This is a genomic window from Pseudomonas sp. FeN3W, from assembly GCA_030263805.2.
GTDB lineage: Bacteria > Pseudomonadota > Gammaproteobacteria > Pseudomonadales > Pseudomonadaceae > Stutzerimonas > Stutzerimonas stutzeri_G.
Genome location: CP136010.1, coordinates 4,197,120 through 4,216,231 on the forward strand (window position 1 = coordinate 4,197,120; position 19,112 = coordinate 4,216,231).

Here is a 19,112-nt window from a genome sequence, read left to right on the forward strand (position 1 = left end):
GCATCCGGGTTGCGGTCATGGTGCTTTGGTGGGCTGAAGCCCACCCTACGGGTCGTTTGCAGCGTGGCTCGTAGGGTGGGCTTTAGCCCACCATTGAGTTTCAGGCCGGTGCGCTTTCCGTGGCGCTTGACACCGCCGCGGTCCGCTTTAGCCTGCGCATCTGCTCCACGCCCCAGAGCACGCGCTCGGGGGTCGCTGGGGCATCGATCTGCGGCTGCGCCCGGTAGTCGGCCAGGCTGGCCACCGCATCCTTGATCGCGCACCAGACCGAAATGCCGAGCATGAACGGCGGCTCGCCCACGGCCTTGGAGTGGAACACGGTGTCTTCGGGGTTCTTGCGGTTCTCCACGAGCTTGACCCGCAGATCCAGCGGCATGTCCGCCACCGCCGGGATCTTGTAGCTGGCCGGGCCGTTGGTCATCAGCTTGCCCTTGTCATTCCAGACCAGCTCTTCCATGGTCAGCCAGCCCAGACCCTGGACGAAGCCGCCCTCGACCTGGCCGATGTCGATGGCCGGGTTCAGCGAGGCGCCGACGTCATGCAGGATGTCGCTGCGCAGCATCTTGTATTCGCCAGTCAGGGTATCGACGATCACTTCCGAGCAGGCCGCGCCATAGGCGAAGTAGTAGAACGGCCGGCCGCGCGCCTGGCTGCGGTCGTAGTAGATCTTCGGTGTGCGGTAGAAGCCGGTGGAGGACAGCGAGACCTGGCCGAAATAGGCCTGCTGGATCAGCTCGTCGAAGCTGATGTACTGATCGCGCAGGCGCACCTGGCCGTTCTTGAACTCGACGTCTTCCTCGAAGATCTGCCATTTGCGCGCGGCGAACTCCACCAGCCGCTGCTTGATGGTCTGCGCCGCGTTCTGCGCCGCCTTGCCGTTGAGGTCGGCACCGCTGGAGGCCGCCGTGGGCGAGGTGTTGGGCACCTTGTCGGTGTTGGTGGCGGTGATCTGGATGCGCTCGACGTCGACCTGGAACACTTCGGCGACCACCTGGGCGACTTTGGTGTTGAGGCCCTGGCCCATCTCGGTGCCGCCGTGGTTGAGGTGGATGCTGCCGTCGGTGTAGACGTGCACCAGCGCGCCGGCCTGGTTGAGGAAGCTCGCCGTGAAGCTGATGCCGAACTTCACCGGGGTCAGCGCCAGGCCCTTCTTCAGGATCGGGCTCGTGGCATTGAACGCGCGGATCTCTTCTCGACGCTTGGCGTATTCGGCGCTGGCTTCCAGCTCGGCGGTCATCTCCTCGAGCATGTTGTGCTCGACGGTCTGGTAGTAGTGGGTGACGTTGCGCTCGGTCTTGCCGTAGTAGTTGCGCTTGCGCACCTCGAGCGGGTCCTTGCCCAGCTCGCGGGCCACGGCGTCCATGACCTCTTCGATGGCGACTATGCCCTGCGGGCCGCCGAAGCCGCGGTAGGCGGTGTTCGAGGCCAGGTTGGTCTTGCAGCGATGGCCGTTGATGGTGGCGTCGCCCAGGTAGTAGGCGTTGTCGGAGTGAAACATGGCGCGGTCGACGATCGAGCCGGAAAGGTCCGGCGAATAACCGCAGTTACCGGCCAGGTCCATCTCGATGCCGTACAGCAGGCCGTCGTCGTCGAAGCCGACGTCGTACTCGACATAGAAGGGGTGGCGCTTGCCGGTCATGGTCATGTCTTCCATGCGCGGCAGGCGCATCTTGGTCGGCCGGCCGGTGAGATGCGCGATCACCGCGCACAGGCACGCAGGTCCCGCGGCCTGGGTCTCCTTGCCGCCGAAGCCGCCGCCCATGCGGCGCATGTCGATGACGATCTTGTTCATCGGCACGCCGAGCACTTCGGCCACCAGCTTCTGCACCTCGGTGGGGTTCTGCGTCGAGGTGTAGACGATCATGCCGCCGTCTTCGGTGGGCATGACCGAGGACACCTGCGTTTCCAGGTAGAAGTGCTCCTGCCCGCCGATGTGCAGCGAACCCTGCAGCCGACGCGGCGCGCTGGCCAGGGCGGTGGCCGAGTCGCCGCGCTTGTGGGTGTGGCTGTCAAGGACGAAGTGCTTCTTGTGCAGCGCCTCGACCACGTCGAGCACCGGCTCCAGATCCTCGTATTCAATGATCGCGGCCATGGCCGCCTTGCGTGCGGTTTCCAGGCTGTCGGCAGCCACGGCGATCACCGGCTGGCCGATGAACTCGACCTTGCCGTCGGCCAGCAGCGGGTCGCCGGGCATCACTGCTCCGATATCCAGCTGCCCGGGTACATCCTGAGCGGTGATGGCGATGGCCACGCCCGGCACTTCATAGCAGGGCGAGGTGTCGATGCGGACGATGCGGGCGTGGGCGCGCTCGCTCATGCGCGCATAGATGTGCAACTGGTTGGGGAATTCCAGGCGGTCGTCGACGTACACCGCCTCGCCGGAGACGTGCTTGGGTGCGCTGTCGTGCTTGACGCTCTTGCCGACGCCGGTGACCAGGTCCGCGGTGAAGAGCGCGGCGATCTCTTCCTGGGTCCGGGTGGTTACGTGGTTAGACATAAGCGGTCACCCTCGTCTCGGTCTTCGGTGCTTGTTGTTCGAGGAAGCATTTGCGTAGCAGATTCTGTGCGACCAGCAGGCGGTATTCGCGGCTGGCACGGAAGTCGGTCAGCGGGGTGAAGTCTTCGGCCAGCGCATCGCAGGCGGCCTCCACGGTCTGCTGGTTCCACGGCGCGCCGTTCAGGGTCGCCTCGCAGGCCGCGGCGCGCTTGGGGATCGCCGCCATGCCGCCAAAGGCGACCCGGGCCTCGGCGACCAGGCCGTCGGCGATCTTCAGGTCGAAGGCCGCGCAGACAGCGGAAATGTCGTCGTCCAGTCGCTTGGAAACCTTGTAGGCGCGGAACAGGCGATCCGGTGTGGCGCGCGGCACTCGTACTTTTTCGATGAATTCTCCGGGCTGGCGCGCGGTGACCTTGTAATCGATGAAGTAATCCTCGAGCGGCAGGGTGCGGCTGCTGGCGCCCTTGCGCAGGACAACTTCGGCACCCAGGGCTATCAGCAGCGGCGGCGAGTCGCCGATCGGCGAGGCATTACCGATATTGCCGCCAAGCGTGCCCTGGTTGCGGATCTGCAGCGAGGCGAAGCGCTGCAGCAGTTCGCCGAAATCCGGATATTCGTCGGCCAGCGCGGCATAGCAGTCGGTCAGCGGTGCGGCGGCGCCGATCTCGACGTGGTTGTCGGTGAGCTGGACCTGCTTCATCTCGGCGATCTGGCCGACATGGATCATCACCGGCAGCTCGCGATGGAACTGGGTGACCTCCAGCGCCAGGTCGGTGCCTCCGGCGAGCAGTCGAGCGTCGGGATTCGCGGCGTAGACCTCGGCCAGTTCGGCGACGGTCAGCGGCGACAGGCAGCGCTTGTCGCCGTCGCTGAGCTCGGCCATTTCACGCGGAACGATAGCCTTGAGCTGGGCGATGGTCTCGGCTTCGCGGGCATCGAACTGGTCCGGCTCAGGGTTGCAGCAGGCCTGCTCGGCGGCTTCGAGGATCGGCCGGTAGCCGGTGCAGCGGCAGAGGTTGCCGGCCAAGGCTTCGTGGGTCTGGTGCGGGTCGTATTCGGTGACCGCGCCGGCGTTCTTCTGCAGGGCGAACAGGCTCATGACGAAGCCGGGCGTGCAGAAGCCGCATTGCGAACCGTGGCAGTCGACCATGGCCTGCTGAACGCTGTGCAGCCGGCCCTGGTCCTTGAGGTCTTCGACGCTGATCAGCTGCTTGCCGTGCAGCGCGGAGATGAAGGTCAGGCACGAGTTGAGGGTGCGATAGCGCAGGCGGTCGCCCACCAGTTCGCCGACCACCACGGTACAGGCGCCACAGTCACCGGAGGCGCAGCCTTCCTTGGTTCCGGTCTTGCCACGGTGTTCGCGCAGATATTGCAGCACCGTGGTGTTGGGATCGAGTGCGCGTTCGCTGCGCAATTCTCGATTGAGGAGAAACTGGATCAAGGCGAAGCCTCCGCTGTTGTTGTTCTGACGCGCAAACTATCGCTATCTGACTTCTCGGTCAACTAATTCCTGACTCAAAAGTCAATGCGGCAGACGCGCGCAGATCGGGCGAGGCGTATCGATGCGCTCGCCCATGTTTTCATACTGCAATTAAAGCCCGTTCAGACGGGTTCGGCCTCGCCCTGCCGTCGGTAGGCGTAGGTCTCGGCGAAGCGCGAGAGCATGTACCGGCTGCAGGTGGTGCTGGGGTATTTCGGCGGGTTGGCTTCGTCGTAGCAACCGGGCAGGCAGGCGATCTCGGTGTCCGGATGCGGCTCGGCGAAGAACGGCATGGAGTAGCGGTCCACACCCAGCGGGCTGATCACGCGATGCGGCGTCGACTTGTAACGGTCATTGCTCCAGCGCGCCATCATGTCGCCGATGTTGACCACGTAGGTGCCTTCGATGGGCGGCGTGTCGATCCATTCGCCCTTGACGTTCTGCACCTGCAGGCCGCCGGCCTGGTCCTGATAGAGCAGGGTCACGCAGCCGTAGTCGGTGTGTGCGCCGGCGCCCTGCTGATCGGCGCTGGTGGCCGTTTGCCGCGGCGGGTAGTGGATCATGCGGAACACGCTGATGGGTTCGATAAAGCGCTTGTCGAAGAAGTCCCGCTCGATGCCCAGGGCGAGCGCGATGGCACGCAGCAGGGTGCAGGCAAGATCCTGCATGTCGCGGTAGTGGCCCTCCATCAGCTCGGTCCAACCTTCGATCTGCAGCGGATGGCGGTTGGGCCCGCGCAGTGGTTTTTCGGCCAGCACGTCCGGGTGGTCGGCCGGCATATGGAAACCCATGTCGAAGGTTTCCTTGAGGTCGCACGGCTGGCTCGGGTCAAGCTGTTCGGTGGCGACGGCACCGTAGCCGCGGTGGTGGCGGCTCTTGGTGATGTCGATCTTCAGCTTTTCTTCGGCGGGCAGGGCAAAGAAGCGCTGGGCATGGTCGGTGAGGGTGGCGATGCGCTCGGCGCTGATCGGGTGACCCTTGATATAGAAGAAACCCCACTCGCGGCAGGCGCGGTCGATCGCCTCGGCGACGGCCAGATGGCCGGCCTCGTCGGCGTTATAGAGTGGGGAAATATCGATGATGGGAAGTTGGGTCATTTCGGAATACCTTGGGTCGCAGCCTGAAGCCTGAAGCCTGAAGCCTGAAGCCTGAAGCCTGAAGCCTGAAGCCTGAAGCCTGAAGCCTGAAGCCTGAAGCCTGAAGCCTGAAGCAGGCACGGCTGGCTTCCAGCTTCAGGCTTCCAGCTCAGCGCTTATTTGGGCAACTCGGCCTTGACGCCTTCGACGTAGTAATTCATCGAGGCGAGGTCCTTGATGCTGGCGGTCTCGCCCTCGGCGATGCGCACTTCGCCAGCCTGGTCCTTGATCGGACCGGTGAACGGATGAAACTCGCCGCTCTTGATGCTGGTGATGATCGCTTCGGCTTCGGTCTTCACGTCAGCGGGCACCAGATCGCTGATCGGCAGGCTGATGCTGTCCTGGGCCAGACCACCCCAGAAGTCGTCGGATTTCCAGTTGCCGGCCATCACCGCTTCGGCGGACTTGGTGTAGTGCGGGCCCCAGTCGTTGACGATGGAGGTCAGCACGGCCTTCGGCCCGAAGTGCTGCATGTCCGAGGCATAGCCGACGGAGTAGACGCCACGACGCTCGGCGGCCTGGATGGGGGCCGGGCTGTCGGTGTGCTGGAAGATCACGTCGACGCCCTGGTCGATCAGGGCGTTGGCGGCATCGGCTTCCTTGCCCGGATCGAACCAGGTGTTGACCCACACCACCTTGATCTCGGTGCCGGGGTTGTACTTGTCCAGCGCCAGCTGGATGGCGTTGATGTCGCGGATCACTTCCGGAATCGGGAACGAGGCGATGTAGCCGACCTTCTTGGTCTTGGTCATGTTCGCCGCGAGGAAGCCGCCGACGTAGCGACCTTCATAGGAACGGGTCAGGTAGGTGCCGACGTTCTTCGCCTGCTTGTAACCGGTGGCGTGCTCGAAGATGACCTTGGGGAACTGCTTGGCGACCTTCAGCGTGGGGTTCATGTAGCCGAAGGAGGTGGTGAAGATCAGGTCGTAGTCGCTCTTGGCCATGTTGCGGATGACCCGCTCGGCGTCGGCGCCTTCCGGCACGTTCTCGACGAAGCTGGTCTGCACCTTGTCGCCCAGCTTCTCTTCCATGTACTTGCGACCCTGCTCGTGCTGGTAGGTCCAGCCGTGGTCGCCGATCGGGCCGATGTAGACGAAGCCGACCTTCAGCGGATCGGCAGCCGACGCCGCGGCGGTCGTCAGTGCGGCGCTGAAGCCGATCGCTGCGGCAAGGGCGCGCAGCAGGGTTTTCCGTGAGTTGTTCTGCATGGCGGGTGACGCTCCTGTTTGTCTAGCTACAGAGCCTGTGTTGGCTGATAGCTGGTTAGCAAAAAGCTGACCAACTGGACAGATACCTTCGCTGTGCCGGATTGCGGCCGATTCGACTCGACGCCGAGGCCCGATCGAGACTTGCACTGGTGCGCCAGTAATCCACGGCGCCCAGCTTTGGTGCAAGCCTCGATCGTGGTTGTTTAGCCGTTTACCAGTTGCCGGGCCGCCTGCTGGTGATCGGCGATCAGTCCCTGCACGTCGAGGCCTTCGACCTGACCGTCGATGACGCGCCATTTGCCGCCGACCATCACCCGGTCGGCACGGTCGGCGGCACACAGCAGGAGTGCGGCGATGGGATCGTGGCTGCCGGAAAAACGTAGCTCATCGAGTCTGAAGAGGGCCAGGTCGGCCTGCTTGCCGACCGCCAGCTCGCCGATGTCGCTGCGCCCGAGCAGCCGCGCGGAGCCGCGGGTCGCCCAGCCCAGCACCTTCTCTGGGGTGATCTTCTCGGCGCCGTAGCGCAGGCGCCCGATGAACAGCGCCTGGCGCGCCTCGAGCATCATGTTGGAGGCGTCGTTGGAGGCCGAGCCGTCGACGCCCAGGCCGATGATGGCGCCCTTGTCCTCGAGCTCGAGCGTGTGGCAGATGCCCGAGGCCAGACGCATGTTGGAGCTCGGGCAATGGCAGATGCCCACACCGGCTGCACCCAGGCGGTGAATTTCCACCTGGTTGAAATGGATGCCATGGGCCAGCCAGGTACGCGGGCCGAGCCAGCCGACGCTCTGCAGGTAGTCCACGGTGCGCATGCCGAAGCGCTTCGCGCAGAACTCCTGTTCGTCCAGGGTCTCGGCCAGGTGCGTATGCAGACGCACGTCGCGCGCTTCGGCCAGCTCCGCGCAGGTGCGCATGATGTCGGTGGTGACCGAGAACGGCGAGCAGGGCGCCAGGGCGATCTGGATCTGCGCGCCGTCGCCGCGCTCGTGGTAGCGGTCGATCAGCCGCTCGCTGTCGGCGAGGATGGTCTCGGCGTCCTGCACCACGCTCTTGCACGGCAGGCCGCCATCGTCCTTGGACAGGTTCATCGAACCGCGGGTGAGCATGGCGCGCATGCCCAGCTCGCGGACCGCTCCGACCTGGATATCGATGGCGTCCTCGAGCCCGCCCGGAAACAGGTAGTGGTGATCCGCTGCCGTGGTGCAGCCGGATAACAGCAGCTCAGCCAGCGCCACCTTGCTCGCCAGCTGCAACGCCTCCGGTGTCAGCCGCGCCCAGACCGGGTAGAGGGTCAGCAGCCAGTTGAACAGCGGCTCGTTGACCACCGGGCCCCAGGCGCGGGTGAGGGTCTGGTAGAAGTGGTGATGGGTGTTGACCAGGCCCGGCAACACCACGTGTTCACGTGCGTCGAAGGTCTCGTCCACCGGCTGCGCGGGCGAGGCGCCGGCGGCAAGGAGTTCGGTGATGACACCGTCTTCGATCACCAGCCCGCCTGGGGCTTTCTGGTCGTTGGCGGTGAAGAGGGCGAGGGGATGCTTGATCCAGATTCGATGAGCAGCCATGCCGGCTTTCTCCTGAATGGTTGAGTTCAGAGTAGCCAGCTCAGTTATGCCCTGTCTGCTGATCCAGGAGGCGGAGGGGGATGCCTCGCCGGGGGAGGAAGATAAAGGGTTTTGGGTGGGTTTGTCACAGGGTTGCCAAGGGTTGGTTAGTGGGAGCGGCCAATCCGACTCCCGAGATAACCCTTGTGGTCATCATTACCAGGGCAACGGATTGCCCTGGTAATCCAGATATCGATGTCCGCCCTGTCCAATAGCCTGGGTAACCTGCTCGAGCATACCGCGCGTGCTGGTCTCGACATCCAGTGGAGCCTGGTCGCCGCCCATGTCGGTCTTGACCCAGCCGGGATGCATCGACAGCACGGTCAGCCGGGTCTCGCCCAGCCCGGCGACGAAGGTGCGGGTCATGTGATTCAGCGCGGCCTTGCTCGCGCCGTACAGGTCCATGCCCATGCCCGGACCGGTTTCGACGCTGCCGAGGATCGAGCTCATAAAGACGATCACGCCCTGCGTAGGATCGACCAGCGGCAGCAGCCGCTCGGCCAGCCGCACCGGCGCGACGGCATTGGTGAAGAACAGCTGGCCGACTTCCGCTTGAGTGGCTTGCGTGGCCGGTTTGCCCTGCGGACCGGCGACGCCGGCATTGACGAACAACAGGTCGAGCCTGATGCCGGCCAGGCGGCTGGCCAGCTGATCTACGCTGCCTGCATCGTCCATATCCAGCGTTTCGATGCGCACCTGCGGTATCTGGCTGAGGGCTTCGGCGTGCTGCGGGTTGCGTACCGTGGCGATCACCTGCCAGCCTGCGGCGCAGAATTGTTTCGCCAGGCCGAGGCCCAGACCGCGGGAAGCGCCGATGATGAGTGCGGTTTTTTGCATGCTGCGTCCTCGGTAGGTCATGACTGACCGGCAAGAATAGCCCGGCTGCAACGCGCGCGTGCAGCAATGCAGGGGTGCGGCATCTGGTCGTCCTGTAAGTGTTGCAAGCGGTTTCGCGGCGGTGGTCATAGGAGCGCTGTTTCGGCTCTGATGAACCAACGTTGCCGGTGCGCCCGGTATCATCGAATCGAAATCAGGGGGGATCCAATGCCCGACCAGCAAACGCAGTCGAACCGCTGGCATGCTCGGCAGAGCGACGAGGTGCTGCTCGAACTGGAGTCCTCGAGCGCCGGCCTCAGCCATGAACAGGCCCAGCAGCGCCTGCTGCAATACGGTCCCAATCGGCTCGACGAGGCCAAGCCGGCGAGTGTCTGGCAGCGCCTGCTGCGCCACCTCAACAACCTGCTGCTTTACGTGCTGATGGCCGCGGCGTTGGTGACCGGACTGATGGGGCACCTGGTCGACACCTTCGTGATCCTGGCGGTGGTGGTGGTCAACGTGGTGATCGGCTTCGTTCAGGAGGGCAAGGCGGAAAAAGCGCTGCAGGCGATTCGGCATCTGCTGGCACCGCACGCGGTGGTGTTGCGCGATGGCCGCCAGCAGGACCTCGATGCCGCCGAGCTGGTGCCCGGGGATGTGGTGCTGCTGGCTTCCGGCGACAGCCTGCCGGCGGACGTGCGGCTGCTGCAGGCGCGCAATCTGCGTATCGACGAGGCGGCGTTGACCGGCGAATCGGTTCCGGTCGACAAGCAGGTCGAGGCCGTGGCCGACGATGCTTCCATCGGCGACCGGCTTTGCATGGGGTATGCCGGCACGCTGGTGACCCAAGGACAGGCGCGTGCGCTGGTGGTCGCCACGGGCGCGGCGACCGAGATCGGGCGTATCGGGACGATGCTGGAATCGGTCGAGCAGGGCACCACGCCGCTGCTGCGCAAGATGTCCGATTTCGGCCGGGCGCTGACAGCCGTGATCCTGGCCGCCGGCGTGCTGCTGTTCCTGTTCGGCACGCTGGTGCGGGGCATGGGCGCTGGCGAGATGTTCATGGCGGCGGTGGGGCTTTCGGTCGCGGCGATCCCCGAGGGTCTGCCGGCGATCATGACCATCACCCTGGCCATCGGCGTGCAGCGTATGGCCAGCCGCAACGCGGTGATCCGGCGCCTGCCTGCGGTGGAGACGCTGGGCTCGGTGACGGTGATCTGCTCGGACAAGACCGGCACCCTGACGCGCAACGAGATGACGGTGCAGGAAGTGATCTGCGCCGGGCAGGCGCTGGAGGTCGAAGGCGCCGGCTATGCACCGCAAGGTGCGCTGCTGGTCGAGGGCGTGGCAGTCGAACCGGCGGCGCTGGCAGCGCGCACGCCGGCAGCCAGCGCGCTTGCCGAAGCCGCGGCGCTGTGCAATGACGCCAGCCTGCACGAGAAGGATGGGCTGTGGGCCCTTGCCGGCGACCCCACCGAGGGCGCATTGCTGACCCTGGCGATGAAGGCAGGACTGTCGCCGGCCAACCTCCACGTCGACCGTCCGCGGCTGGACGTGATTCCTTTCGAATCCGAGCACCGTTTCATGGCCACCCTGCATGCCTGTGAAGGCGGCTGCGAGGTGCTGGTCAAGGGTGCGCCGGAACGGGTCCTGGCCATGTGCGCGCGGCAGCTCGAGAGCGACGGCCAGGAGCGGCCGCTGGATCAGTCGCACTGGCACGAACAGGTCGAGGCGCAGGCGCGGGCCGGTCGTCGCGTGCTGGCGCTGGCCCGGCGCAGGCTGCCGGCCGGCCAGGAGGCGATCGAGCATGCTGATGTCGCCAGCGAGCTGACCCTGCTTGGGCTGGTCGGCATCATCGATCCGCCGCGTGACGAAGCGATCCGTGCGGTGGCGCAGTGCCGTGCAGCGGGCATTCGCGTGGTGATGATCACCGGCGACCACGGCGTGACTGCCAGCGCCATCGCCAGGCAGCTGGGCATGGGGGATGACATCAAGGCGATCACCGGGCCGGAGCTGGAACTGATGGATGAGGCGGCCATGCGCCAGGCCGTCGCCGAGGCCCGGGTGTTCGCCCGTGCCAGCCCGGAACACAAGCTGCGCCTGGTGCGTGCGCTGCAGGCCAATGGCGAGGTGGTCGCCATGACCGGCGATGGCGTCAACGATGCGCCGGCGCTGAAGCAGGCCGACGTCGGCGTGGCCATGGGCATGAAGGGTACCGAGGCGGCCAAGCAGGCCGGCGCCATCGTGCTGGCGGACGACAACTTCGCCTCGATTGCCCATGCGGTGGAAGAGGGACGCACCGTCTACGACAACCTGCGCAAGACCGTGACCTTCCTGCTGCCGATCAACGGCGGCGAGTCGCTGTCGCTGCTGCTGGCGGTGCTGCTCGGCATCGCGCTGCCGATCACGCCGGTGCAGGTGCTGTGGGTCAATATGGTCAGCTCGGTGGCGCTGGCCATGGTGCTGGCGTTCGAGCCGACCGAGGCGGATGTGATGCAGCGTCCGCCGCGGCGACCGGACGAGCCGATGCTGTCGCGCTTCGTCATCTGGCGGATCTTCTTCGTTTCCGCGCTGTTTCTCGCCGGCATCTTCGGCATGTATCAATGGATGCTCGGCCAGGGCGCGACGGTGGAGGCGGCGCGCACCGTGGCGGTCAATACGCTGGTGTGCATGGAGGTGTTCTATCTGTTCAGCGTGCGTTATCTGAAGGCGCCTTCCTTTACCGTGCAGGGCGTCAAGGGCACGCCGCGGGTGCTGGTGGCGGTGTTCGGCGTGTTCGCCCTGCAGCTGATGTTCACCTATGCGCCGTTCATGCAGTCGCTGTTCGCGTCCGAAGCGTTGCCGCTGGCGACCGGTGTGCTGGTGGTGCTGGCCGGTGTGGCGGTGCTGGTGATCCTGGAGATCGAGAAGGCGTTGCTGCGTCGGATGGGCGTCGGCCCGGGATGAGCCGGACTTGCGCGAAGGTCAGAGTGGCGGCAGTTCTTCCATCAGGTCGGTCGTGTACACGCCGGGGATATGCAGCTCGCTCTTGGCCAGCTGCTGGCCCTCCATCTGTGGCTGGGTCACCCAGGTGAGGATGTCGTAGTAGCGGCGGATGTTGGCCACGAAGTGCACCGGCTCGCCGCCGCGGGCATAGCCGTAGCGGGTCTTGCTGTACCACTGCTTCTGCGCCAGGCGCGGCAGCATCTGCTTCACGTCCAGCCACTTGTTGGGGTCCAGCCCCTCGGCTTCGGCGAGTTTGCGGGCGTCTTCGAGGTGCCCTCCGCCGACGTTGTAAGCGGCGAGGGCGAACCAGGTGCGATCGGGTTCCTGCACGCTTTCGGGCAGGCTGGCGTGCACCTTGACCAGGTATTTGCCGCCGCCCTGGATGCTCTGCACCGGGTCCAGGCGGTTGGTCACGCCCATGGCGTTGGCGGTGCGCAGGGTCAGCATCATCAGCCCGCGCACACCGGTCTTGGAAGTGGCCTCGGGCTGCCAGTGGGATTCCTGATAACCGATCGCGGCCAGCAGGCGCCAGTCGATGCCGTGTTTTCTGGCAGTCTCGCGGAAGGCTTTCTCGTAACGCGGCAGGCGCTGCTGCAGATGCTTGGCGAAGGCGTAGGCGCCGACGTAGCCGAGCACGTCGACATGACCGTAGTAGCGTTCGCGCAGGCGCTGCAGCGTGCCGTTCTGCTGGGCCTGTTCGAGGAAGGAGTTGGCGGCCTGCAGCAGGCTGTCGTCCTCGCCCTTGGCCACGACCCAGGCCAGGCTGTTCTGCTCGCCGACATCGAAGCCGGCGCGGATATTGGTGAAGTACACCTGGTTCATGGACATCTCGTTGGATTCCACCAGGGTCAGGTCGATCTGCCCTTCGTCGACCATGCGCAGCAGGTCGACCACTTCCACGGCGTCGGATTCCTCGTAACGCAGGTCGGGATATTCGGCCTGCAGCGTGGCCAGCTTCTCCGCCTGGCTGCTGCCTTTGAGCACGAGGATGCGCTTGCCGATCAGGTCCTTGGGGCTGGTCGGGCGGCGTTGGCCGCTGCGGTAGACGACCTGGGTGGTGACGTCCAGATAGGAGCGGGTGAAGCGCGCCAGTTCCTGCCGGCCTTCGCTGGCGACCAGGCCGGCGGCGGCGAGCGCCGGGCCGCCGGGCCGGTTGAGACGGCTGAAAATGTCTTCGATGTTGTCGGCGGTTTCGATCTGCAGTTCGACGCCAAGATTGCTGGCGAAGCGTTTGGCCAGCTCGTACTCGAAGCCGGCTTTGCCATTGCGGTCCTGGAAATAGGTGGAGGGGCTGTTGCGGGTGATCACGCGCAGTACGCCTTCCTCCTGTATACGCTCAAGCTCGCTGGGCTTTTCGGCGCAGCTGCTGAGCATCAGGAAGAGTCCGGTCGCCAACAGCCAGATGGCGCAGCGCTTGCGGAACACGGTTTGGACAAACATCGGCGCAGTATACGCAAAGGCGAACCGCCACCATATCTGGACAGCAGCCGGGCTCTCTGCTAGGCGAGCGCCGTCCGAAGCCAGGGCGATGCTGCCGAACGACCGTGGCGCGCAAGTTCGGCATAATGCCGGCCCGTGCCGCCACCGACTCCGAGATTTTTGCGAAACATGACCGAGGTCCAGCCCAAGCCCTGGTTCGTCTATCTGGTGCGCGCCGCCAACGGTGCCCTGTACTGCGGTATCAGCGACGATGCGCAGCGGCGTTTCGCCGAGCACCAGCGCGGGCGCGGCGCGCGTTTCTTTCACTCCAGTCCGGCGCAGGCGCTGGTCTATGTCGAGGCTTGCGCCAGCAAGGGCGATGCATTGCGCCGCGAGATCGCCATCAAGCGACTGGACAAGCGTGCCAAGGAACGTCTGGTGAGCATGGTCGGCCCCGTTGCGTGAATGATGCACCAATCAGCCGGTAGGCTCAGTCGAACGGAGCGTCTAAGCTGATGCTCTTTCAACGGGGCGACGCCCCATCTCGAGACCCTCTGGCGGAGCCTGTCATGCACGAGCTGATCCTGCACCACTATCCCACCTCGCCCTTCGCCGAAAAGGCGCGTCTGATGCTGGGGTTCAAGCAGTTGTCCTGGCGCTCGGTGATGATCCCTCCGGTCATGCCCAAGCCCGATCTGACCGCGCTCACCGGTGGTTACCGGCGCACGCCGGTGTTGCAGGTCGGCGCCGACATCTACTGCGACACCGCGCTGATCGCGCGTCGGTTGGAGGCTGAGAAGGCCACCCCGGCGCTGTTCCCGGAAGGCCAGGAATTCACCGCCGCGACGCTTGCCCAGTGGGCCGACTCGGTGCTGTTCCTGAATGCCGTGAGCCTGGTGTTCCAGCCCGAATCCATGGCCGTTCGCTTCGCCCAGGTGCCCAAGGAGTTCGTCCAGACCTTCAGCAAGGATCGTGCGCAGCTGTTCGCCAACGGCTCGGTCAGTCGCGTTCCGCTGGAGCAGGCGAAGAATGATTGGCCAACCTTCATGACGCGCCTGCAGCAGCAACTGGCGCGGGAGGAGGGCGAGTTCCTGTTTGGCGCGGCGCCGTCGATTGCCGACTTCGCCGTCGCGCATTGTCTGTGGTTCCTGCGTGCGACGCCGGTCACCGCGCCGCTGGTGGATGGCTACCCGGAGGTGGCGGCCTGGCTTGGCAAGGTACTCGGCGTGGGCCATGGCTCCAGCAGCGAGTTGTCCGCCGAGGATGCACTGCGCATGGCGCTGGAGGCCGAGCCTGCGCCGCTGCCGGATGAAGCATTCAGCGAGCCGAACGGTTTCCAGGAAGGGCAGCTGGTGGCCATCGCCGCGGTGGATTACGGCGCTGATCCGGTCGAGGGCGAGTTGGTCTTTGCCGGTAGCGAAGAGCTGATCCTGCGCCGCAGCGATGACCGCACCGGGGTCGTGCACGTGCACTTCCCGCGTGTCGGCTATCGCATCGAGGCGCGCTGAAGACGCCTCAGTGCGACGCCGGTGATTCGCCGGCGCGCAGTTTCGGCAGTTCGCGAGCGAGCGTGCGGAAGTAGGCGATGCGCTCGTAGCATAGCGTGAGTTCACCGCTGATGCGGTTGAACCAGGCGTCCGGTGCGCCGCAGGTGGACATGCGCAGGGTCAGGTCGCGGGGCAGTTCGAAGGCATCGCTGGCCTTCGCCGCGACTGCCTCCAGTTCGCCGCTGGCGCGGATCTTTTCCAGCAGTTCGGCACCACCCGGCAGATGTCCGGGTGGTGTGTCGTAGATCACCTGAATGCGGTGCCGCGCCGGTCCCTCGTCGCTGCGGCCCAAGTGTTCGCGAAACCACTGCACCGCGCGGGCCGCCTGTTCATACTCCTCGGGACAGTACAGCGCCCGTTCCACCGGCAGGCCGCTGACTTCCAGCACCCAGTCGAGCCGATCCGGATCACTGCCGTAGGCCAGGCAGGCGATGTTGTAGAAGCGTTGGGCGTCCAGCGCGTGGCTGTCCCAGACCGGCACCGGGGAGCCGTCGCGTTCCGCGCTCTGCCATTCCAGACGCCAGTAATCGGCGACGTCCATCAGCTTGGCGTAGAAGTCGTCGCGGTGCTGTTCCCGCTGCAACAGGAACAGACCCATGAAGCCGAGCTGGTCGGCGGCGTCTTCCTCACGTCCAAGCACCGGCAGCTGCAGTTCGCTGATCAGCAGGTGCCCCATCTCGTGCATCAGGGTGAATTCGGAGTTGGCGACCGTGAAGCGGACTTCGTCCACCGAGAGTTCCGGCGCTGTTTCGCCTGGCTGCGCCTGCGCCTGCGCCAGCAGCGGCAGTAGCAGCAACACCTGAGCGAAGCGCTTCATGGCGTGCTGTCCAGATCGGCATGGGTGAATGGCGCCGGCTGTGCCGGCCAGTCCAGGGCCAGGCGCTCGAACGCGCGGGCGAGCAGGCTGGCGACGAGCAGGTCGCGCAACCAGCGGTGGTCGGCCGGTATCACGTACCAGGGCGTTTCGCGGCTGTGGCTTTTGCTCAGCACGGCAGCCCATTGCGCCTGCTGCTGGGCGAAGTTGCGCTGGTCCTGCAGATCGCCGAGGGTCAGCTTCCAGCGCTTTTCCGGCTGCTCCAGGCGCCGATGCAGGCGCTGTTTCTGCTCGCCGGCGGATAGCTGCAGGTAACACTTGAGCGGGTGGATGCCAGCCGCCGGCAGCGCGCGCTCGAAAGCCTGGATTGCGGCCTGGCGTTGCGGGATGTCGGTAGGCGAGCACAGGCCGTCGCGCAGATCGCTGACCAGCGCTTCGTAGTAGCTGCGATTGAATACGCCGAGCATGCCGGGCGCTGGCAGCCGCTCCCGGTAGCGCCAGAGGAAGTCGTGGCGGCGTTCCTCCGCGCTCGGTGCCTGGAAGCTGTGCGGCGACAGCCCCAGCGGATCGAGCCCACTCAGCACGCGGCGGATCACGCCGTTCTTGCCGGAACAGTCCGGCCCCTGCAGCACGAGCAGCAGGGCGTCGCGGCGGTTGGCCCAGAGCATGCTCTGCTGCACCCGCAGCCATTCCCTCAGGCTTGCCAGCTGCGCTTGGGCCTGAGCTTTGTCCAGGCCGTAGCAGCGTGCCGGATCGCGCGCCAGCGGCGCCGCTGGGTCGCACAGGCAGTCATCGAGAATGGCGTCTGCCAGGCGCATGGCGCGGTCAGTCCTTGCGCCGCTTGAGCTGGTCCTTCAGTTGGGTCGGCAGCTGGCGGATGATCAGCATGTCACGCGCCTCGTCGTACTCGACCTTCGAGCCCAGCAGATGCGACTCGAAGCTGATCGACAGCCCTTCGGCGCGTCCGGTGAAGCGTTGAAACTGGTTGAGCGTGCGCTTGTCGGCGGGAATCTCCGGCGACAGGCCGTAATCCTTGTTGCGGATGTGCTCGTAGAAGGCGCGCGGATGTTCCTCGTCGATCACCCCGGACAGCTCCTCCAGCGACATCGGCTCGCCGATCTTCGCCTGGCTGCTGGCGTAGCCAACCAGGGCGCTGGTCTTCTCCCGTGCCTTCTCTTCCGGCAGGTCCTCGCTTTCGACGTAGTCGCTGAAGGCCTTGAGCAGCGTGCGCGTCTCGCCCGGGCCGTCGACGCCCTCCTGGCAACCGATGAAATCGCGGAAGTACTCGGAGACCTTCTTGCCGTTCTTGCCCTTGATGAAGGAGATGTACTGCTTGGACTGCTTGTTGTTCTGCCACTCGGAGATGTTGATCCGCGTCGCCAGGTGCAGTTGGTCGAGGTCGAGGTGCTTCGCTTCGGTCACGTCCAGCGAGTCGGTAACGGTGACGCCGTTGCTGTGGTGCAACAGGGCGATGGCCAGGTAATCGGTCATGCCCTGCTGGTAATGAGCGAACAGCACGTGGCCGCCGGTGGACAGGTTGGATTCTTCCATCAGCTTCTGCAGATGCTCGACGGCCTGGCGGCTGAACGCGGTGAAGTCCTGATTGCCTTCCATGTACTGGGCGAGCCAGCCGCTGAACGGATAGGCGCCGGACTCCTCGTGGAAGAAGCCCCAGGCCTTGCCCTGCTTGGCGTTGTAGCTCTCGTTGAGATCGGCCAGCAGGTTTTCGATGGCCTGGGAGTTGCCCAGCTCCGAGTCACGGGCGTGGAGCACGGCGGGGGTGCCGTCCGGCTTTTTCTCGATCAGATGGACAATGCAGTGGCGAATCGGCATGGAGTACTCGTTCAGGGTGGGCAAAACAGCTGCAGTTTAACCGACCGGGACAGTTCGATGAGTAGTTGCGGTGGGTCCGGGGTTCCTGAGTAAACTGGTCGCCTTTTCCCTGGGAATGACGCTCATGAACGCTGTGTGGCGCAACTCTGCCTGGATTCTCGCTGGTGGCTCGCTGATCCTCGCGATTTCCCTCGGCGTGCGCCATGGTTTCGGTCTGTTCCTGCCGCCCATGAGCGCGGAGTTCGGCTGGGGTCGCGAGGTGTTCGCCTTCGCCATCGCTGTACAGAACCTGATCTGGGGCCTTGTGCAACCGGTGACTGGCGCGTTGGCCGATCGCTTCGGCGTGGCGCGTGCGGTGCTGATCGGCGGCATTCTCTACGCCATTGGGCTGACATTGATGGCGGTGTCCGATTCGCCGACGACGCTGACGCTGAGTGCCGGGCTGCTGATCGGGCTGGGGCTGTCGGGCACCTCGTTCTCGGTGATCCTCGGCGCGGTCGGGCAGGCGGTGCCGCCGGAGAAGCGCAGCATGGCGATGGGCATCGCCAGCGCTGCGGGCTCCTTCGGCCAGTTCATCATGCTGCCGGGGAGCCTTGGGCTCATCGAGTGGCTGGGTTGGTCCTCGGCGCTGCTGGCGCTCGGTTTGCTGGTGGCGCTGATCGTGCCGCTCGCCGGGATGATGCGCAGCCCCGCGCGGGCTCCGGCGGCGCCCGGAACTCAGCAATCGCTGGGCGAGGCGCTGCGCGAGGCCGCCGGGCATTCCGGATTCCGCTTGCTGGCGCTGGGCTTCTTCGTCTGCGGTTTCCAGGTGGTCTTCATCGGCCTGCACCTGCCGGCCTATCTGGTCGATCAGCACCTGCCGGCGCAGGTCGGTACCACGGTGCTGGCGCTGGTCGGGCTGTTCAACGTCGTTGGTACTTACACCGCCGGTTGGTTGGGCAGCTGCTACTCCAAGCCAAAGCTGCTGGCTGGGTTGTATCTGATCCGCGGGGTGGTGATCAGTGCTTTCCTGCTGGCGCCGCTGAGTGTCTGGAGCGCATACGCATTCGGCATCGCCATGGGCTTGCTGTGGCTATCCACGGTGCCGCTCACCAACGGTACGGTGGCGACCATGTTCGGCGTGCGCAACCTGTCGATGCTCGGTGGTATCGCCTTTCTCTTCCATCAGCTGGGCTCGTTCTTTGGCGGTTGGCTGGGCGGTTGGCTGTACGACCGTACCGGCAGCTACGACCTGGTCTGGCAGATCGCGATCGCGCTGAGCCTGATGGCGGCGGTACTCAACTGGCCGATTCGCGAGCAGCCGGTCGAGCGCCTGCGCGAGGCGCAGGTCAACTGATGCGGCCGCTCTGGCTGGGTCTGGCCGGCGCCCTGCTGCTGGGTCTGCTGATGCTGGCCTGGTGGGGCTGGCAGCGTGGCGGCCTGGCGCTGTTGCAGATGGGCCTGGGCACCTGCTGAATCCGGCCGGTCCGCGATGTCGTGATTCCTTCTTTTGCGCGTGGCCGGGTTATCCGGTCGCGCCGAAGCGGTCATGCCCGCAATAGCGATTGCCTGGCTTCGCTGTGCGGTCCGCAAGCGGCGACGAACGTGACGGAATCAATTCGCGATTCATCGCTCCAAAGCGAAGCGGCGTAGAAGACGTTAAGAACAAATCGCCGGTTCTTAGCAGCAACCTATCGGCTTTTGTGCGTGTACGCCTGCGACCGAGTGGCAGCCTGGAAACCCCGTTCTACGGCTCGGCTGTCGCATAACCGTCATCAACAGTTGGTAAATACCTGCGGC

14 protein-coding genes are annotated in these 19,112 nt (G+C 65.2%); 4 read left to right on the plus strand and 10 right to left on the minus strand.

The window, feature by feature from the left end:
• Nucleotides 1-100 precede the first annotated feature (100 nt).
• From xdhB to P5704_019795, 6 genes are all read right to left on the minus strand, one after another.
• Entirely contained in the window at nucleotides 101-2,497 is a 2,397-nt protein-coding gene (gene xdhB / locus P5704_019770) for a xanthine dehydrogenase molybdopterin binding subunit (protein ID WOF78233.1), read from the minus strand.
• Complete coding sequence (gene xdhA / locus P5704_019775; GenBank protein ID WOF78234.1) at nucleotides 2,490-3,938, minus strand: xanthine dehydrogenase small subunit; 1,449 nt, start codon at nucleotides 3,936-3,938, stop codon at nucleotides 2,490-2,492. The genes xdhB and xdhA overlap by 8 nt, the downstream gene beginning before the upstream one ends.
• Before the next feature lie 161 nt (nucleotides 3,939-4,099).
• Nucleotides 4,100-5,074 carry a 2-oxoglutarate and iron-dependent oxygenase domain-containing protein gene (locus P5704_019780; protein WOF78235.1) on the minus strand — a complete coding sequence of 325 codons (975 nt, stop codon included), beginning with the start codon at nucleotides 5,072-5,074 and terminating at the stop codon, nucleotides 4,100-4,102.
• A gap of 155 nt (nucleotides 5,075-5,229) precedes the next feature.
• The gene (locus P5704_019785; GenBank protein ID WOF78236.1) at nucleotides 5,230-6,321 is read right to left on the minus strand and encodes a BMP family ABC transporter substrate-binding protein; all 1,092 of its coding nucleotides are present in this window, start codon (nucleotides 6,319-6,321) and stop codon (nucleotides 5,230-5,232) included.
• A 203-nt stretch (nucleotides 6,322-6,524) separates the two neighbouring features.
• Entirely contained in the window at nucleotides 6,525-7,880 is a 1,356-nt protein-coding gene (locus P5704_019790) for an 8-oxoguanine deaminase (protein WOF78237.1), read from the minus strand.
• A 195-nt stretch (nucleotides 7,881-8,075) separates the two neighbouring features.
• Nucleotides 8,076-8,756, minus strand: a complete 681-nt coding sequence (locus P5704_019795; protein ID WOF78238.1) for an SDR family oxidoreductase — start codon at nucleotides 8,754-8,756, stop codon at nucleotides 8,076-8,078.
• Nucleotides 8,757-8,963: 207 nt separating this feature from the next.
• On the opposite strand from P5704_019795, the gene P5704_019800 reads away from it, so the two are divergent.
• Entirely contained in the window at nucleotides 8,964-11,681 is a 2,718-nt protein-coding gene (locus P5704_019800) for an HAD-IC family P-type ATPase (GenBank protein ID WOF78239.1), read from the plus strand.
• Nucleotides 11,682-11,699: 18 nt separating this feature from the next.
• Here P5704_019800 and mltF read toward each other — a convergent pair whose 3' ends face one another.
• Nucleotides 11,700-13,160, minus strand: a complete 1,461-nt coding sequence (mltF, locus tag P5704_019805; GenBank protein WOF78240.1) for a membrane-bound lytic murein transglycosylase MltF — start codon at nucleotides 13,158-13,160, stop codon at nucleotides 11,700-11,702.
• A gap of 168 nt (nucleotides 13,161-13,328) precedes the next feature.
• Here mltF and P5704_019810 point away from each other — a divergent pair, with 168 nt between their 5' ends.
• Nucleotides 13,329-13,604: a GIY-YIG nuclease family protein gene (locus P5704_019810; protein WOF78241.1), complete on the plus strand. Its 276-nt coding sequence runs from the start codon at nucleotides 13,329-13,331 to the stop codon at nucleotides 13,602-13,604.
• A 104-nt stretch (nucleotides 13,605-13,708) separates the two neighbouring features.
• On the plus strand, nucleotides 13,709-14,647 hold the full coding sequence (locus P5704_019815; GenBank protein WOF78242.1) for a glutathione S-transferase family protein: 939 nt from the start codon (nucleotides 13,709-13,711) through the stop codon (nucleotides 14,645-14,647).
• Nucleotides 14,648-14,654: 7 nt separating this feature from the next.
• On the opposite strand, the gene P5704_019820 is transcribed toward P5704_019815, so the two are convergent.
• Genes P5704_019820 through yejK form a run of 3 tightly spaced genes read right to left on the minus strand, consistent with a single transcriptional unit; the run spans nucleotide 14,655 to nucleotide 17,333 of the window.
• Nucleotides 14,655-15,503, minus strand: coding sequence for a DUF4344 domain-containing metallopeptidase (locus tag P5704_019820; GenBank protein WOF78243.1), 849 nt, complete (start codon nucleotides 15,501-15,503; stop codon nucleotides 14,655-14,657).
• On the minus strand, nucleotides 15,500-16,318 hold the full coding sequence (locus P5704_019825; GenBank protein WOF78244.1) for a hypothetical protein: 819 nt from the start codon (nucleotides 16,316-16,318) through the stop codon (nucleotides 15,500-15,502). Before P5704_019825 ends, P5704_019820 begins: the two co-directional genes overlap by 4 nt.
• 7 nt (nucleotides 16,319-16,325) lie before the next feature.
• The gene (yejK, locus tag P5704_019830) at nucleotides 16,326-17,333 is read right to left on the minus strand and encodes a nucleoid-associated protein YejK (GenBank protein ID WOF78245.1); all 1,008 of its coding nucleotides are present in this window, start codon (nucleotides 17,331-17,333) and stop codon (nucleotides 16,326-16,328) included.
• Between the two features lie 133 nt (nucleotides 17,334-17,466).
• On the opposite strand from yejK, the gene P5704_019835 reads away from it, so the two are divergent.
• Nucleotides 17,467-18,669, plus strand: coding sequence for an MFS transporter (locus tag P5704_019835; GenBank protein WOF81287.1), 1,203 nt, complete (start codon nucleotides 17,467-17,469; stop codon nucleotides 18,667-18,669).
• Nucleotides 18,670-19,112: the final 443 nt, after the last annotated feature.

Coding starts and splice junctions, on each gene's coding strand:
- xdhB (WOF78233.1), bottom strand. CDS start 2,497: ATGTCTAACCACGTAACCACCCGGACCCAGGAAGAGATCGCCGCGCTC.
- P5704_019780 (WOF78235.1), bottom strand. CDS start 5,074: ATGACCCAACTTCCCATCATCGATATTTCCCCACTCTATAACGCCGAC.
- P5704_019785 (WOF78236.1), bottom strand. CDS start 6,321: ATGCAGAACAACTCACGGAAAACCCTGCTGCGCGCCCTTGCCGCAGCG.
- P5704_019790 (WOF78237.1), bottom strand. CDS start 7,880: ATGGCTGCTCATCGAATCTGGATCAAGCATCCCCTCGCCCTCTTCACC.
- P5704_019795 (WOF78238.1), bottom strand. CDS start 8,756: ATGCAAAAAACCGCACTCATCATCGGCGCTTCCCGCGGTCTGGGCCTC.
- P5704_019800 (WOF78239.1), top strand. CDS start 8,964: ATGCCCGACCAGCAAACGCAGTCGAACCGCTGGCATGCTCGGCAGAGC.
- mltF (WOF78240.1), bottom strand. CDS start 13,160: ATGTTTGTCCAAACCGTGTTCCGCAAGCGCTGCGCCATCTGGCTGTTG.
- P5704_019810 (WOF78241.1), top strand. CDS start 13,329: ATGACCGAGGTCCAGCCCAAGCCCTGGTTCGTCTATCTGGTGCGCGCC.
- P5704_019815 (WOF78242.1), top strand. CDS start 13,709: ATGCACGAGCTGATCCTGCACCACTATCCCACCTCGCCCTTCGCCGAA.
- P5704_019820 (WOF78243.1), bottom strand. CDS start 15,503: ATGAAGCGCTTCGCTCAGGTGTTGCTGCTACTGCCGCTGCTGGCGCAG.
- P5704_019825 (WOF78244.1), bottom strand. CDS start 16,318: ATGCGCCTGGCAGACGCCATTCTCGATGACTGCCTGTGCGACCCAGCG.
- yejK (WOF78245.1), bottom strand. CDS start 17,333: ATGCCGATTCGCCACTGCATTGTCCATCTGATCGAGAAAAAGCCGGAC.